A 17,806-nucleotide genomic window follows, 5' to 3' on the forward strand; every position below is an offset into this window, starting at 1 on the left:
CATGACGATTTGGTACCAGCATTCCAAAAGGATAGTAATCTGAGTAACTCAATACGTCCGGTACAAATCCTGTAAAAGCAACTGTGTTTTCGGTTGATTCTACACTTGTAACCACATTGTCTATAGCAAATTTATCAATTATATTGTCTTTAGCTCTGGTACGTAACCATTCGATTATAGTAACACTAGACGTCGCAGTGAATGTTACACTTTGTCTGCCTGAAGCATTATCTGTTTTTTTAATTATTGGGCCCGGACTTGACAAATCCGCTGCTTTAACCGTTATTTCAGGTGTTGCCATCAAATCTAAATCATACGAGATGGTATACTTTTTACCCGCGGTGGTACTCATGGCATAAGACACTCCTTTAGCCGGGCCATCAGCAGTAATAACTGCTCTATCCGTATTGGTAGTAACAGCCTGACTGTATGTGGTATTCCAATTGCTGTTGGCTCTAATGGTTGCCCAACCTGTAAAGTCAAACTCCTCTAGTTTTTCCTGAGTTGGTTCATTAGTTGTTCGGATAAGTTTTCTATCTGTAATAACACTCAATATATTTCCTAAATGGTTCGATAACTCGTAATTTTTATCTCCGACAAAACGGTAGGAGGTAAGCGGTGTTCCGGCAACGGTGTCGCTTCCTTCTCCCTGATGCTCACCTTCACAGGCATCTCCAATACCATTAGCATTGGTGTCCTCCTGTCCTGGATTTGGTTTTATTCTACAATTGTCACAAACATCACCATAACCATCTTTGTCGGTATCCACCTGATCAAAGTTAGGCTTAAATTTACAATTATCACAGGCATCTCCAACACCATCATTATCTGCATCCAGTTGATTTGTATTTGCTGTTGTTTTACAGTTGTCACAAATATCACCTACACCATCTTTATCTTCGTCTTCCTGTTTCGGATTGAAGGTAAAAGGACAGTTGTCTTTTGTATTTATGACACCGTCTCCGTCTGAATCCTCATCTGGATTCCCGCAATAGGTTTTTTCAAAACTAGTTCCTGTAGCAGGAGGTAAAAGGGTCATAGAAATCTTGGTATCAGATAATGCTGTAGTACCTGTTCCTTCATCCAGTTCAAATTTGTTAACTTTAATATCTTCCGGATCTTCTCCGTTATTGATACTGTAGGTAAAGTCACAAACCTGTGAAATAGCGGCCGGGTAGTTTTGTTTTACACCCGGTTGGAATTCCAGTTCTGTTCTACCCAGCGTATTGGAAGGTACGGTGATTCTAAGCCCCTGATCACCACTGTCGAATCCTACATTTTCCTGCCCGTTTAATGGCTGGCTTGTTTTGGCAACGGTGGTATAGATGTTTCCATTAATATTCAATACAATATCATAATTTGACGTCGCATTGTTCAGCTTAATATCGGCTTTGAAATCCCATTCTTTTTCCGGAATCGAAATACCCTGATCTTCGGCTCTTTCGATTGGTTTCATGGTGTATTCTGTTACCGTTTCATAACTTCTGAAAGAGTAACGGGTACGCTTCTTCAGTTTGATTACTTTTTTGTATTTGTTATGGTTACGACGGTATTTGATTAACGTGATTACCGGCGTATATCCGGTGCCGTCTTTTTTTACACCTACAACAATTGAACTTCTGTACCCAAACGTATTATCACCAGGAAAGTTGTCTCCACCTTCTCTGTACGATCCGTGAAGTGCAGCAATAGTAGTTGTTCCCGTATTAGAAGGATCAATTTTAAAGTGTGAACTTAGTGATACCGATTCTGTTTGGGCTGTTTTATTTTCAAATAAGTTTATTGAATTCTTGACGTCTACAGGCCAGGTCGCAGATCCTGAATTTAGCGTAAACCCTATTCCCGATTTTGCTTTTATATCGGCAGCCACTTGTGCTATGACAGCATTTTTGGCATCTGCCGTGATAACGTTCGAATTTTTAAGGGCCGAAGAAACGTCTTTTGTGATCTCTCTTTTTCCTTTTTCTACTCCTAAACGGCTGCTGCCATAAATATCCTGTTCTACCAGATAGTATTTGGTAACGTCTCCTTCTTTTACCATTTCGTACGTACTCAGCGTATTTCCCTGCGCATCACGTTCGTAATAGGTGGTAGTTGCAGTTGTGCCGCTGCTTACGGTTTTGGCAGTTCGGTTTCCTAAACCATCGTACTCAAAGCTTATGATCACCTGTTCTGCAAGTCCTTTGCTTTTGGTAACAGAGGCTACCTTACCGTCTACGCGCCATTTTATTTCGTCCAGATTTTCTTTGGCATCTTTGATTAACTGACCGATTTCATCGTACTCATAATTTTTAGCACTTTGGCTGTCGATATCAAATGACGTATCATCCGGTTTATCAATAAAATTGGTAAAGGCATTGTTCGGAACAACATCCGTAACATGGTCCAGTTTGTTGGTGCCGGCAAGATAGTTATAGGTCAGGTTATCCATTTGGGTCGTATTCAACGCTCCGTTGGCTAAAGGTGCCCAGCTGTTCAGATAGGTAATGTTACCATTTCTGTCGTATTTGTAATCACTCTTAAACCCGTTTACAGGAGAACCGGACAGACCACCTGTATAGGCAATCGCTTTGGAGTCCATGCTCTTGATACGGTTCAGCTGATCGTATTTGTAATAATTAAACTGCGTTGGAATAGGTTCGTTATTCGTGCCTGACAAGGAAGTGATCATTTCTTTGATGTTTCCGTTGTACAGGTTCGAAGTCCCTTCCAGTTTTTCCGCTTTACTATAACTAAAAATAGTATTGTCAGGCGTACCAAATCTTGATTTATAATCACCTTTGTAATAATTCAGTGCGAAACCAAAAGCATCCTTAGCCACAATTAATCCGTCTTTACCGGCGTCATAGCCTGAACCCAGTCTTTCGGAGTTTACTCCTTTTAACCAGCCTTGCAGCGTATAAATATAATCTAAGCCCTGCACATTTTTATCTCCAATTTCCACACGGGCCAACGGACCATGTTCGTAGTACAGATAGTTGGCTTCTTTTTCCCAGATCACATTGTCTTTACTGGTGTATACTTGTTTAATTCTGTTGTCAGCATCATATTCATAACGGTGTATGAACTGATCCTGTTCTTTATTCGGTTGGTACGTTACCTGATTTACGTTTCCGCTTATCAGATCATAATCATACACCACTTTTTTACGGTCCAGACCTAAAGTTCTCAGTTCTGTATTGTTGTTGGTGTGGTGAATCAGCTCTTTTACATTTCCGTGAACATCATAATCGTACAATATGGCATTGTCATATTTGTCATACGCTTTTATTTCGGTTACTTCCGCGGCTAGTTTGTTATAATAAAGAACAGCCGTCACTCTTTTATGATTGTTATCAGCAGCATAAGCCGTAAACCAATGGCTTGTATTTTCTACCGGAATGTCATATAACGTTTTGGTGATCTGCTCAAAACTTGCTCCCTGGTTATATGGGAATGCATCTGAAACCGCATCAATAGGTACTAAATCGGTAGTATTTCCGAATACCAGTCTTCCGTTTTCGTTAATCGTAAGCGTAACGCCAGCTTTCACTTCAAACTGCCCGGCTTCCATAATTCGGCCTAATCCGTCATAACGGGTGTAGCTGAAAAGCGGTTTGTTTTTGCTCTGATTCGCATTTTGAGAAGCGATAATTCTTCCCAAAGCATCATAGGCAAATCTTGTTTCGCCTCCGTCCGGCGTTTTTTGCCATACTAATTGGTTTAATGAATTATAACGGTATTGCGTCTGCATTTTATGTTCCGGAGCCACCGCTACGCCATTGACAAGGGCTGTATCTGTTTTTTCCGGATTGTTGGCTCTCACGTCTTTTATCGCCTCATCTGAGGTTGGTTTTAATCGGTCTACTCCTTCAGGTGGAACTGTTTGTGTTAGATTTCCGGCCTGATCGTAATAGTATAACGTATATTGGTATTCTTTGTCTGCAGCAGTCTGAGTAAGCGTTTCTGTTACGCCTTCTAAGGCAGCAGCAAGATAGTTTTCTTTGAATTCTTCTTTTTTGTTGGCAAAGAAAGCTGCTTCAATTTCTTGTTTGTTGGCTGCTTTTACAGAAGCCGCGTACAGTTCACATGGTGTTTTTGTGATGGTTTCATCCGGAATTTCCAGACTAAAAGTAGGAACCATTACCGGAGGTGCACAAATTTTATTGGCAATTACATAGCGGTCCGCAAACTGCCCCCATACCAATGATTCTTCGGTAGGTTTTACTTTTTGTCCTTCGATATACGCGTAGTATTCATTAATCACAGAAGCCGTTGCCGTATTTCCGTATCTTAATTTAGTGGAACCAAATTCACTGATCGTTACAAACAATGGATTCTTAACGCTTGTAATTTCCATTTTGGCCAGGTACTGTAAATAATCGGTACTGATATAGCCAAAGTTTGCTTCACAGAAATATTTAGGATCGATATCCATGTTTTCCGTTAATTTATAATCCGGAACCTGCATGCTGATTACGGAGGCGAAGGTACGCCATTTGTCACCACACACTACAGGCGCAACCACACTGGTAATACATAAATCAGAACATTTGAAAGTCGGAACTTCCGCTTCAATGGACTGCACTGTTTTGCTTCGTCCTGTTTTAGACGATAAAGCCATTTTGTTATTTTGGAATTCTACCTCTCCATCTTTAGAAATAGTAACATACAGATCGTCTGCACTGTCTGCTTTTTTACTGGTGGTTTTAGGCGGATACGTTTCGGACACAAAAGGACAGAAGGCTACGGCAGGAGCTTTGGCTTCTGAACTTGTTATTTTCGTAAAGGTATAATGCGAAATTTTACCCCCTTTTTGTGTGATGGTTCTGTTCTGACTGTCTACAAAATTAATGACAAAAGATAAATCACTTGTCACATCAATGTAGTTGATTCGTCTTGCATTTTTTAAATTGATATCATAAAAATTGATGAAATTCTTGTTGTAAACCGAACCTGAATTTTCATCAAATGTGATGCTTAGTAAAGTGTTCTCCGCAATAATAGAATATTTATCGATCACCACCGGACGGAAATTATTCTCCGTGTAGCGGGTTCTTTCTTTTTGGAAGTGTGATACTAATTTTGAATCTCTCACAAAAGTATTCACCAAACTGTTGCTTGATACGGTACCGGCTTTGTAGAAATCCCCTTCAGCATTAATCTCGTGATTTCTTGAGATTAAGAAATCGTTTAACAGATTTTTTACATTTGTTTCATACGCCAATTCCTCAGCAGCAACCACATTACAGGATATTACAGGCGTATAGTTGTTACATGGTTCCTGATTCGGGTTGGGTGTGTTGACACAGTTGTCGCAATTATCATAAATTCCGTCACCATCACTATCTATGGTACCACAAGCTCCTGGATGACAGGCATCACCGACACCGTCTCCATTGTAATCCCATTCCCCGCAAGGCGAACAACAGGTAAAATAAAGTGGCATGTTCGTATTTCCGGATGTGATTCGTCCCGTTACTTGTCTGCTTGAAAAGAAAAGACCTCTTCGGGTTGTGATTCTTACCAGGTTGTAACCGCCTTGTAAATTTCCGATTGAAATATTCGTAATACGGTCTGTTCCTAAATTGTAACTTCCTGTATTAAGCGCAACATGTTTGTCGTCATTGACAAAAATGGAAATACCTTCTGAAGTATTTCTCCATGTTACCACATCATTTTCCTTAACGCCTAAATGCGTATACAAATAACCATCTGTAAAAACAGGATTTTTCGTAATATCTACACTGGCATTTCTGATTTGTCCTGTGGCCTGAAGATGAAGTACCAGTTTTCTAAAAGATTCATCGAATTTATCTTTTTTATCACAAGGTGCTGTGGCTAAATAAGAACATTCCCCAACGTTTGCTTTTGTTGTACCTTCAATAATTACTTCCTCAGGGGACTTACAGTTGGTACTGCTTCCGCTTCTTTTTACAAGCGCTATGATCTGGAATCTGTAGGTTTTATCTACATTATCATAAGATCCCGGGATGTAATACACGGTTTTGAATCCAACGATATCCTGCCATCTTGGTGCATTAACACTGTTTCCACAGGCATCATGATAATCGGAGGTGTTGTTGGTAAAACGCAATTCGATTGGTGTTGCAATATCATTCCCTAAATACGTAAAACCAATGTTTAAAGTTCCTGAAGCATCTTCAAAAGCTTTTATTTTCGGAGTTTCAGAGGCAGTCTGTAAATTAAAGGTTGGGTTAACCTGCGCATTGAATAAGTTTTTGCTCAGATATGGCATGCTTGTCGTTTTGAAACCATTGATTAATAGTCCCTGACTTTGAATTTTAGGGTCTACTAATCCCTGAAGGAAATATTCCATTTCAAATGCCATTGGACATTTTCCGGTTTCCATAAACATTGCAGCTTCCGTGCTTGCTTTAATGTCTGCGATAGCCTGTGCATCACTAAGAGCAGAGTCATATCCGTAATCTGCAGGTACAAATCTTTTTTCTTTGGTTTTGTACAAAGCGGAAGTTTCTTCGGAACAAGCCCATTCAATTCCGTCACTTCCTGCAGGTTTAGCAGGTTGATCAGAAATGGTGTCTATTAATTTAGTAAGTCTTACAAAATTATTATTCGGGTTTCCAACGGTTGTATATTTTTTAAACAACGTAACAAAGGTATCTGAGCTTTCAGGATTACCGATGCAATCATTGTAATTGTTGTTTTTACTCGCAAAAATATGAGCAAAAACGGTTCTTGTTTTTTGTTTTAAAGCAATATAATTGGTTTTGAAATTGCTCCATACCTGTTCCTTGATTGGATCGGTAAGGGTGGTATTAATCTTGTTCAGTAACTGATCCTGACTCAGGTTTACGAAATCTTCGTATACGGATTCCGGGGCAATTCCATTCGTGTACACCGCAAAATAATAAGAAGCCTGAAGCATGTTCAGTCTCTTTCCATTGCTCATCACAATACCGTCAAAATTGGTCGTTAAGGCTTCTCTCATTAAATCTTTACGAAGTATAAAATCGTCCTCGGATTCTAAATTGTTTTTAGAAATATAATAAGGATCGCTGGTATCGTTTACGACATCAATTTTTGTGAGTGTATTGATTATCCCGGTTGGTGTAAAGATACTATTGTCTTTAACTGTTCCCTTTTCACTATCATAGTAATCGATGTCTCTTATTTTTTCATCAAATCCATCTGAGTTATCTCCAATGGTATTGAATTTTTCACATATAGCTTTGTTGTAAACGTAGTATTGATATTCCGGATGGTACGGCAATAAGGCATTGGCCCAGTCCGGTTTCCATAAGGGTACAAAATTGGCCACGTAGCGCAGGTATTGCGGCTCTACCAAAAACACATTCGGATCGTCACTGTCCGGATCACGGTCTTCTTCTGTTACAACAGCGGCATCTACCAATTCCGGGCTATACAGGTTTTCTCCCACTAATTTTACACGGATTTTAGATATGGTTTCGTCTTCTCCATCTCTGTAATGACCTCCAAAAGGTTTTCTCCAGTTGTAATTGGAAACTTTAATTTCTACCTGTTCCTTTGTATCAGGATCAGTATCTATTTCGTTTGTATAACCACCATATAAAAATTGGTTCTGATCGTTGAAGATACTTAGCGGGTCTGTTATTTTGCTTTTTGACGGATCATTGATTTCATCGTCTTCCGATTCTAAACCTTCCACGGAACCGTATTGCCCATGCGGACTAACATCTCCTAATAAATTTTGCAGGTTAAGATTACAAACATTCACCGGTTGTGCACATAATTCACGACAGCCGGACAATAAACTTCTAAATTCAAGTTTAAAGGCGTTTGCTTTCGTATTGATTTGTGTTTGGGTAATAGTTGAATTAGCGTTAGAATCAGCATATTGTGATCCGGTATACTTAATGGTGTTTATCGCAAATTCGGCATTTAGATTTTTAAGAATGTACTGTTTTTCGGCATCCACAATATACGATTCTCTTTCGCTGGTTTTCCCAAGGGAAGAAGGATCTGTAGAAAGTTTCAGCTTAAACGCATCACATTGCTCCTTGGTAAGATTTTCACATACCAGTGATTCTTCACAGCTTTTGCAGGTTACGTTACAATCTGCTTCTGTAATATCCGGTTCTAATCCGGAATAGTCCGGAAGACATTTTTTATCGAGTACCAATTGGGCGATATAATCATTGGCATATCTGTTTAGGACATCGTGATCTACTCTAAGATCTTTGCTTAAAGGATACGTTCCCACTTTTAAGAATTGGCCATTATTTAAGCCTTTGTATTCTCTTTTGGCAATCGTCAGGGCAACCGGGGCAAAAGTACTGATACTCTCTGTTCCGAATTTTGCACGCAACGGATCAGCTCCTACAAGTAATTCGTCAGCACAGTCGTTTTTCATACCCATAGACCAGTCATACACAAACGGATATTGTTTTCCGGTCAGGCATAAATCGGTATAAGAACCCACTGTTTTGGTTAGGGTGTAGGCAAATGTAGTTTCACCTTCTTTCACCACCGAAACAGGAACATTTAATCGGATTCCGTCTTCTTCTATACCGGCAACTCCTGAAGAATATTTATCGTTGTTGGATAATAAATTGGTTGTGGTGATCAAATGCAGACTGTCCTTGGTTTCATCGTCTAATGATACCAGGTTTCCTTTGTTGTCTCCAATAAGGGCAGTCGCCACGGTTCTTCCCTGCGGATCCAGGTAGCTCACGCTGGCCTGGCTGTTCGGGTCGATTACAATATTCTTTTTGTAACGTTTGAAATCACCTACTTTATATCCAAAAAGACGGTTTAGTTCTTCCTGTTTCGGCTGACCGTAGAAATATAACATTTCATGACCGCTTCCGATCTGGTGATCCAATCCTACGCCTCCTTTTCTTTTGATTCTTCCTGTATTATCAGGTGTATATTCTACCTGAGAAAACGGATATCCGTTTGCATTTGGAACCAAATCCTGAAAATTATCAGTGACAGCATTATTCTCGGAATAATAGTTACCTGCACCATTTGCATTGGACATTTTGGAAGCCGGTACCGGAGTACAGTCAGTAACGCTCGGGTTATCCCAGTCAAAGTCATTGTGGGAATAAATCGTGTTCCCCATGTTTTTATTCAGGTCATTGTAATAATGAATTCCCGATGAATTGACAGGTGCGGGCAATATTTGGACAGCAGGTCTTCCCTGTGTATCGTAGATCACCTCTCCAACAATTGCTTTTCCCTGTGTATCCACTAATTGTCCACCGGAAATTTCTTTTCCTTCTGTATTGGTTTTGGTTACGGTCTGACGGTTACGTAAACTTCCGTCAAAATAACTTACGACTTCTTTCTTTTTCCCGTCTTCGGCAAAAGAAGCCTGGTATTGCCAGTTCTTTTTACCCGATTCATGCGCCTGGTCTATCTCGACCATTTGCGGCCAATGACTTATGTTTGTAAAAGTGTCGGTTAAACCCGAAGACCACATTCCGTAATAGTTTTTAGCAATATTATCCAGAAAGCGTCCAACAGGTCTTACTCTGTATACCAGGTAACCGTTTGAATAGACCAACGGGATTCTGTACCCCAGTTCTTTGGTCTGGATTCGGGTACTGTTTTGTTTGAAATCCTGTTCGGTTAAGGCAATTTCAGACGGCATTAGTTTACTGCCGTCTTTTTTGTAGTTGTCAATCCAGGTCCATTCCAGTTCGTATTCTACTGCAGGGGCAACGGCATCTTTAGTCCAGTTAATGATTAACTCATCTGCACCATCACTTACTTTAGAAACCACGGTTCCTCTTGTCGAATTGTATTTTACAAATTGGTGCGTAATAGGAAATACAGAGGTAAACTGTGTATTACTGAATTGCATATTGTAATAACGTTCTGTATTGAACTTTAGTTCCAGATAGGCCGGAGCATTGGTGATATTGATTTCAGTCGTACCATCGGTGTCAAAATATTTGATCGATTCAACAATGACATCTGCTTTATGAACGCCCGGTAAACGGTATACTGCGTAATCGTCAAATTTCTTTTCTTTGTTAGCGTAATCGTGTTTGATTTTTAAGGTCAACGAATTCTGGAACGTTTTTACCGCTCCGGTCTTGTCTTTATAAGTAGTAATCGGGTTTTCGTTTTTATCAAGCGGAATCACCGTTAATACCACCTGGCTGTAATACACACTTGAAAAAGCGGTGCTGTTTGTCGGCTCATCGCCAAAACCAAAATGAATGGATACTCCCGGGTTTACAGAAGTAAAGACATTTTGCTTGTTGATGTCGTTAATTTTAGAGTCTGTTACTTGCAGCTTTGGCTTTCCGCTCAGTTGATCCCCTTGTTTTTTATCTCCCAAAGTTTCTTCCTGCTGGCTGAAAGCGAACAATGAAAACAGTGTAAATACAAATGCTATTAGATGCTTGTTGATATACATATATCTATTTTTTATTTTATTTATTGGAAACTCTTTGATCGATAATCTCGTACTTTTTCAATCTTTCGGCTAAAACAATTTCTTTTTTGGCCGATGTTGTAAAATAGGTCTTGCTATTAAAAATCGAAGCGTTAACCGGATTTCTGTTATAATTCGAATTGATAATCTCTAATCTCGGATAATGTGGATCCGGGCTTCGGTAATCTTTCGAAAAATTGACTACTGTACTGTAATAAAAGGTCTGCTTTTGTATTAAATAGCCTTTTGTAATCTGTACGATAATCTTAGAATAGGGAAGACTCGAGTAGGGTTTGGTTACCAGGGTTATTTCCCAATAGGTTTTGCGATCAACAAATTTTTCAATTTTGCAGAGTGCCAGCAGGGGCTTCATATCAAAATCCCCGGCGTAATTGGGGACCGGATCTGAAATCTCCAGGGCTTTCTCCGGATGGCTTATTTTCAGATAAACGGTTTTTGAATTCAGTATTTCGGTCTCGCCGACTTTGGTATAGATTTCATTTCCCGCATTCTTATAATAAATGCCTTTGTAACTTTCCTCGATTTTTTTGGAATCGAAATCCTTGTACAGGGCATAACTGGATTTGTATTGTAAAGGCTGGGCTAAGCTATATTGCTTCGCCACTTTCTGAAAAACCTCATTTACCGTCTGTGTATGTGCTAAACAACAAGTGAATAAAACCCATACGTATATTATTTTTTTGTACAACATACTATTATTGAGTTATATTAATTACACTACCGGAGCGGGTTTCCTGAATGGTTTTGATCCCTTTAGCCGTTTCTTTCTTGACACGAACCAGACCGCCTTCATTATCGTACTCATAAAAAGTACTGTAATTGTTTTCATCCAGTTCCGACATCAGTTTGAAAGTTACCGGATCGTACACAAATGATTTGACACTTCCCTGTAGCGGATGAATTCTGATATCATCAAAATACACCGGGATACTCGGGCTCATGTTTTCCAGTTCGATTGCCATTGTAATGGTTGCTGTTGGTATTTTGAATTTCTTCACGACACGCTGCCAGCCGTCGATAATATCACCATTTGCTTTAACCACTAACGAATCAATTCTTTGGGCAGGGATGTCCAATGCTTCTTTATTGTTATAGAAAACGATTTTGATTATTGGGTTTTCGTAATTCTTTACTTGTATAAAAGACTCTTCTTTTACCCACGCACTCAGGATATATTCTTTTCCGGGTTCCGGTTTGAAAGAGAAACAGTCATCACAGAAATCTTTTATCGCAGCAGTTCCGCAGACTACTTTTCCATCGGCTAATTTATCTGAGAAATAGGTTTCATCTGAAGCCAGTAACTCAAAATTATCGTGTCCGTAATACGTACCTACCGTAAACTGATTGATGTCTGATAATGGCCATTCCGTTGGCGTAAGATCCAAAAGATATTGTAAAGATTTGGTAAGGAACGGTGTTGTTCTGGCTGCCAGATTATCTTTAGGCACTAAAGACGGATTGTAATTAGGGTCCTGATCTCTTGGGATTCCTTTACTGGTATACGAATCTCTGTCAATGTAGAAACCATTTTCGATACCCACTACATATAAGTGAGGCAGTTTTGGTTCTGTTTCTGCTTTATTATTGTTGTTGAACTTTTTAAAGGTGGCTCTTAAACCGGCTACATCATCTGTTTGTGCACCATCAGTTACCATGATCACAAAAGTCGGTTTCATCTGATAGGCTAAAGCACCATCCAGTCCACTTTTCCAGTAATCGGAAGCCTGGCTGATTCCTTTTTGTTTCCCGTATCGTTTTCCTAACTGATCGATCCAGTCGTTAAACAAGCCTACATTGCTCATTGTCATTTTAAGAGGTTCGATATAATCTGTTCTTGTATTTAAATCACTATCCGACATACCGGTGATGGAAACATGAATATTAGATCCGATATCGTCGTTGGTTTTGGCTTGCTGCAGCACAAATGATTTTAACTGTTTTTTGATTTTATTGAATTCAGTGGCATCAATAGAACCCGATTCATCTATAACAAGCGCGACATGCGATACACAAGACAATTCTTTTGGACAGAAATCGATATTTTTAACGTGACCGTCTTTTGTATTCGGGATACCATTGTTATAGGTAGTTGCCACAGTAGTTGCTGTAAGGGCGTCCTCATATTTACTTAAATCGATTGCCAGAATCGATCCCGTAGCAGATTTAGGAAGATATACATCACTTTCCGTAGCGGTTTTGGTGAAAGAGAAGCTTATCGCACTGCTGGTATTGATAAAATTGTAGATCATGGCAGTCTTCTCCGTAGTATACGGAGCCATTGCTGCAATCTCTTTGTGTGCATATACGTTTACATCACTGCCGTTTGGAGCGGTTGCCAGTTTACTAATCATGGTAATAAACAAACGGTGCATTTCCGGAGAAAGCGGATTGTCTTTGGTACACGAAATAAACGGTACACACTCGTCAATTGTAATATTTTTGGTAAATAAGCTCACACATTGTGAAGCTCCGTTAGCCACTAATTCAATTACATAGTCTCCGGGAAGCTCTGGTGTAAAAGTATAAAGCCCCGTTCTGTTGGTTACGGTATTGACAATGTTTCCTGAAGAATCGGTACTCGTCCAGGTATAGTTCAGATTGGTGGATGTTGTTTCGAAAGCAAAATCAACCGGTTCTTTAGCACAATATCGGTCTACCACTTTAACGGCTTTCGTGAATGTGGTCGAACATTGATTAGCGTCTTTCGCGATCAGGGTCACAACATAATCGCCAACTTCCGTAAAAGTGTACGAATACGATCCTTTGGTACCGGATGGCAATGTGTTTACCGGAGTTCCTGTTGCTGTTGCTGCAGACCATTCGTAGGTTAAACCGGTAGCAGTAGTTTCAAATGAAAACTTGCTTTGGGCATTGGTATAGAATTTTTCTGCCGTTGATTTTAAAGTTCCCGGTGCTGATGGACAGTTTGTTATTTGTACTGTTATAGCCTCTCTTTCCAAAATTAGCGGTGACATATCAGGATTAGTAATATGATACGCTTTACAAGTATATACCCCGGCATCTGAATCGGATAAATTGTTAATTGTGTATGTTTTGGCAACGGCACCTGTAATTTCAGTGCCATTTTTAAACCATTGATAAGTGTCTAACTCATGCGATCTGTTATCTGTGTTTAAAAACATATCTAAAACAACAGAACTCCCTGAGTTTTTATTAATTGTTTCTAAATTTCCAATTTTTGCTTGGGGAGAAAAAGAAAATCCGGCTCCTTTAGATTTATGAGCGTTAAATTGGTCGATAAAGTCTACAAAACGAAATTTATTGTCACTCAAACTTAATAGTTTTAAATAGGTCTGTGTTGAAAAGTCAGATATTTTTCCTGTCAACTTATTAGAGGCAAGATTGAGTTCATATAAGGTGTTTAGCTCCTGAAAATTCAACTTCACTTCCCCTTCCAATTGATTATTATTTAATGTTAATCTAAAGAGGCCTATACAATTTGAAAGCTCAGAAGGAATTTCACCTTGAAGGGAATTATAAGCTAAAGTTAAACCTCTTAATATTTTTAATTTTCCTATGCTTGGAGGAATTGGTCCTGATAATTTGTTTATGCTTAAATCAAGAATATATAAATTTGGATTATCGCCAATATCCGTAGGTATAACGCCGGTAAAATTGTTATTTCCTAAGTATATAAAGCTTGCTTTTGTCATTTTAAAAATTCTTGGCGGAATAGTGCCCGATAGAGAGTTATCCTGAAGAACCAACCAGACTAAAGAATTTAGATTTGCTATTTCGACAGGCACTTCACCTGTAAGCTTATTTTGGCTTAGTCGCACCTCTTGAAGCTTTTGTAAATTTCCAATTTCAACAGGTATTGAGCCGCTCAGATTATTACCATTCGCATAGAAGAGATATAGTTTTGACACATTTCCAATTTGTTTAGGAATACTTCCTGACAATTGATTGGAACTTATATATAGTAAAGTTAACTCAGCCATATTACCAATTTCTGTTGGAATATTGCCGGTCAATTGATTTCCTGATAAGCCTAAGTTGTATAATATCGTTAGCTTACCAATTTCCTTAGGAATCTCACCTGTTATTTTGTTACTATTTAAAGATAAAACTCTTAAATAGGGCAGATTCTCAATTTCTTTAGGAATAGTACCAGAAAGATTATTTGAATCTAAATTTATTTCAGATACATGGCCATTATTAAATTGTACTCCATACCAGGCTCCACCTAAACCATCCCATCCTCCTTTATTTCTCCAATTTGCTCCATTGGTACTGTTAAATATGGCCTTTAGTGCATCTATTTCAATTTGTGGTATTTCTCCCGCTGCAGAACGATTATTCATTGCATTTGATACTTGCTCGGATCTTATTTTTTTTGAAATAGAATCCGTACTTTTTTTCATTGTCAAATACTGAGTTTGAAACAACTCTCTTCTTTTAGTTATTTCAGATTCGATATCCTGATTCTTAACACCATGCTCTCTTAAAGAAGCAGTTACTCTGGCTACATCAAAACCAATCGATGCATCGCTTACATCCTGCGCAAAGGACGCTAATGAACAAAACACCATACAAAGAGTGGTGAGCCAGTATTTTTTTATTTTAAGATTGTTTGCCATAATCTAATTTTCTTTTTTTATAACTACTTGTCCGTTAAAACAATTAGTGTTTTTTTATCTTAAGTGAGTTATATTTTTGAACTAGAGTTTGTTGAACTTTGACCTGTTTTTTTTGCCTGTGCAGTTGCTTTTTTGACAATGTTGATCACACCGGTAATTGGAATACATTCTGCGATTGGACAAAAATCAATATTGCGCACATATGCGCCGGAACCGTTAGTTCCGTTGCTGTAATTGGTCGTAACAGCAGTGGTGCCCTGTGCACCGAAATATTTGCTTAGATCGATTCCTGAAATGGCTCCCGAAGCAGATTTTGGTATGTACACATCATTTTCAGCTCCGTTTTGAGAAAACGAAAAGGTTACAGCCGCATTTGAATTACTGAAATTGTAAATGCTGTTGGTTGTCCCTGCCACATAAGAAGATAAAGCGATGATCTCATTACGGGCGTATACATTTGCATCTGTTCCGTTTGGAGTATTCACTAGTTTTGTAATTAAATTGATGAACAAACTGTGTACTTTTTGCGTAAGCGGATTGTTTACCGTACAGGAAACAATTGGTGTACAATCTTCTACAGTAATGTTTTTGGTAAACAAGGTTTTACAACTGGTTGCCGTATTTACGATTAATTCTACTTCATATTCACCACCAAGCTGCGGTATAAAAGTATACAGGCCTGTTGTGTTCGTAGCTGTATGTACAATAGTACCCGAAGCGTCGTAACTGTTCCAGGTATAAGTTAATCCCGGGGTTGTGGTTTCGAAGCCAAAATTTATGGGTTCATTCGCACAATATCTTTCGTTAATTACCTGAATAGGTTTTGTAAATGTTGTAGAGCATCCATTGACATCTTTCGCAATTAAGGTTACTATATAATCCCCGGCTTCTGAAAAAGTATAGGAATAGGATCCATTTGTATTGGATGGTGCTGCATTTACCGAAGTTCCTGCCGCTGTGGCTACAGACCACTCATACGTTAAACCGGTAGCGGTAGTTTCGAATGTGAAACTGCTTTCTGCATTGGTGTAGAATTTTTCCGTGGCTGCTTTTATATTTCCTGCTACTGTCGGACAGTTTGTTATTTTTAACGTAATGGGTTGTCTCTCTAAAATAAGATTTCGATTTGCTATTGCTGCATTTGTAATTTGAGGATGTGTCGATAAAGCATAATAATTTCCTGCATCGGACAGCTTTAAATTAGAAATCGTAAGTTGTCTTGATTCGTCTTGAGAAATTAAGACTCCATTAGGATACACCCCTTTATACCACTTAAATTTATCATTGTCGGTATACCTGTGAACTCCATCATCAGACATGGATAAAGTGACGGAACTGCCAGTACCACGATTTATCGTTTCAGCCAGGTCTGTTTTTGCCTGAGGGGCATAACGAAAACTAAAAGCAGCAAAGTTACTATACTTAGAAAAAACAGGTTCTATATCAATAAATCGGAAGTAATTTTCAGAAATATCCAAATAATTTAACTTAGGAGAGGTTAAATCAAGAAGGGGACCACTGAGTTTATTTTTGGCTACATTTAAGGAAGATAAATTACTTAACTGGCTAAACCCGGGAGGTATTGAAACAATTGAGTTTGATTGACATCCAATCGTTTGTAATGAATTTATACTCGATAACACTGAGATGTCAGTTATCGCATTAAGGGTAGCAGTGAAAAAAGATAATTTTTTTAATGCAGAGAATTCTGAAGGTAAAGGGCCTTCAAACTTATTGTTGTCGATTTCTAAAGAGGTTAAATTTATTAAGTAACCTAAAACTTTCAGGTTATTTTTTAAGCCCTGCATTTGTATTCTCAGGGATGTCAGATTCGTTAAGTTTTTAAAACTTTCGGGAATTGATCTGTTGTTATAATCCGCGGATCCTGTTTTATTAAAGTTGTTTCCGGTTAATGCCAAAGTTGTCAGTGAAGGAATTTGTCCTAAAACACTATAGTCTCCTTCTAATTTATTAAGATATACATCTAATAATTGTAATTTTGATAGTTTGTAAAAATCTTCAGGAAAACTTCCACTTATATTGTTAAGTTGTGCAGAAAAAGATATTAAGTTTGTTGACTTCATTAGCGATTGAAGATTTCCATCAAGGTTACAAGAAGATATATTTACTGTTATTAGTTTTGTTAATTCACCGAAAGAATCAATATTTCCTCCTTGTATTTTGTTTACTACAAACGATATTGTAGTCAGTTCTGTTAAAGCATTTAGATTAGTTAAATATCCGGTTAAATTATTGTAGCTTAGATTAAGCCCTGTGACTCTTCCTTCAGCACTGACTGAAACCCCATACCAACCCGTTTTAGTATTATTGTCCCAACGTGTCACTACAGCATCTGGATCATTTACCGGCCAAGCTCCCTGATTGCTAACGGTATTTGTCCATGCAGCACCATTAGTACTATTATATAAAGCGATTAAGGCCGCTTTTTCCTGAGCTAGAATCTCAGGACTGGCTAATGCTACCTTGCCTGTATTTGCTTTTTTACTTTGTTCTGATTTAATTTTTTGTGAAATATTATCTTCTATTTTTTTAGTTTCCAGATACTGACGTTTTTGTGCCTCACGCATCATAGAGATTTGAGCTTCTATATCCTGATTCTTAACACCATGTTCTTTTAAAGCAATGGTTAGTCTTGCTACATCAAAACCTATAGTTGCATCACTTAAGTCTTGAGCAAAAGAAGCCAATGAACAAAATACCATGCAAAGCGTGGTGATCCAGTATTTTTTTATTTTAAGATTCTTTACCATAATCTGATTATCATTTTTAT

At 38.5% G+C, this 17,806-nt stretch carries 4 protein-coding genes; all 4 read right to left on the reverse strand.

The genetic code is table 11. The annotated features are described in order from the left end of the window. Positions 1-10,375 (reverse strand): thrombospondin type 3 repeat-containing protein (locus GJU43_RS21740; RefSeq protein ID WP_195760082.1); only part of this gene is annotated, 10,375 nt, incomplete at its 3' end. Positions 10,376-10,391: 16 nt separating this feature from the next. Continuing rightward, positions 10,392-11,105 carry a hypothetical protein gene (locus GJU43_RS21745; protein ID WP_154343921.1) on the reverse strand — a complete coding sequence of 238 codons (714 nt, stop codon included), beginning with the start codon at positions 11,103-11,105 and terminating at the stop codon, positions 10,392-10,394. 4 nt (positions 11,106-11,109) lie between these two features. Next, positions 11,110-15,015 (reverse strand): VWA domain-containing protein, encoded by a 3,906-nt coding sequence (locus tag GJU43_RS21750; protein ID WP_154343923.1) that lies wholly within the window; start codon positions 15,013-15,015, stop codon positions 11,110-11,112. 68 nt (positions 15,016-15,083) lie between these two features. Continuing rightward, positions 15,084-17,786, reverse strand: a complete 2,703-nt coding sequence (locus GJU43_RS21755; protein ID WP_154343925.1) for a hypothetical protein — start codon at positions 17,784-17,786, stop codon at positions 15,084-15,086. Positions 17,787-17,806: the final 20 nt, after the last annotated feature.

The organism is Flavobacterium sp. LC2016-23, assembly GCF_009674775.1.
GTDB lineage: Bacteria > Bacteroidota > Bacteroidia > Flavobacteriales > Flavobacteriaceae > Flavobacterium.

Coding starts and splice junctions, on each gene's coding strand:
- GJU43_RS21745 (WP_154343921.1), bottom strand. CDS start 11,105: ATGTTGTACAAAAAAATAATATACGTATGGGTTTTATTCACTTGTTGT.
- GJU43_RS21750 (WP_154343923.1), bottom strand. CDS start 15,015: ATGGCAAACAATCTTAAAATAAAAAAATACTGGCTCACCACTCTTTGT.
- GJU43_RS21755 (WP_154343925.1), bottom strand. CDS start 17,786: ATGGTAAAGAATCTTAAAATAAAAAAATACTGGATCACCACGCTTTGC.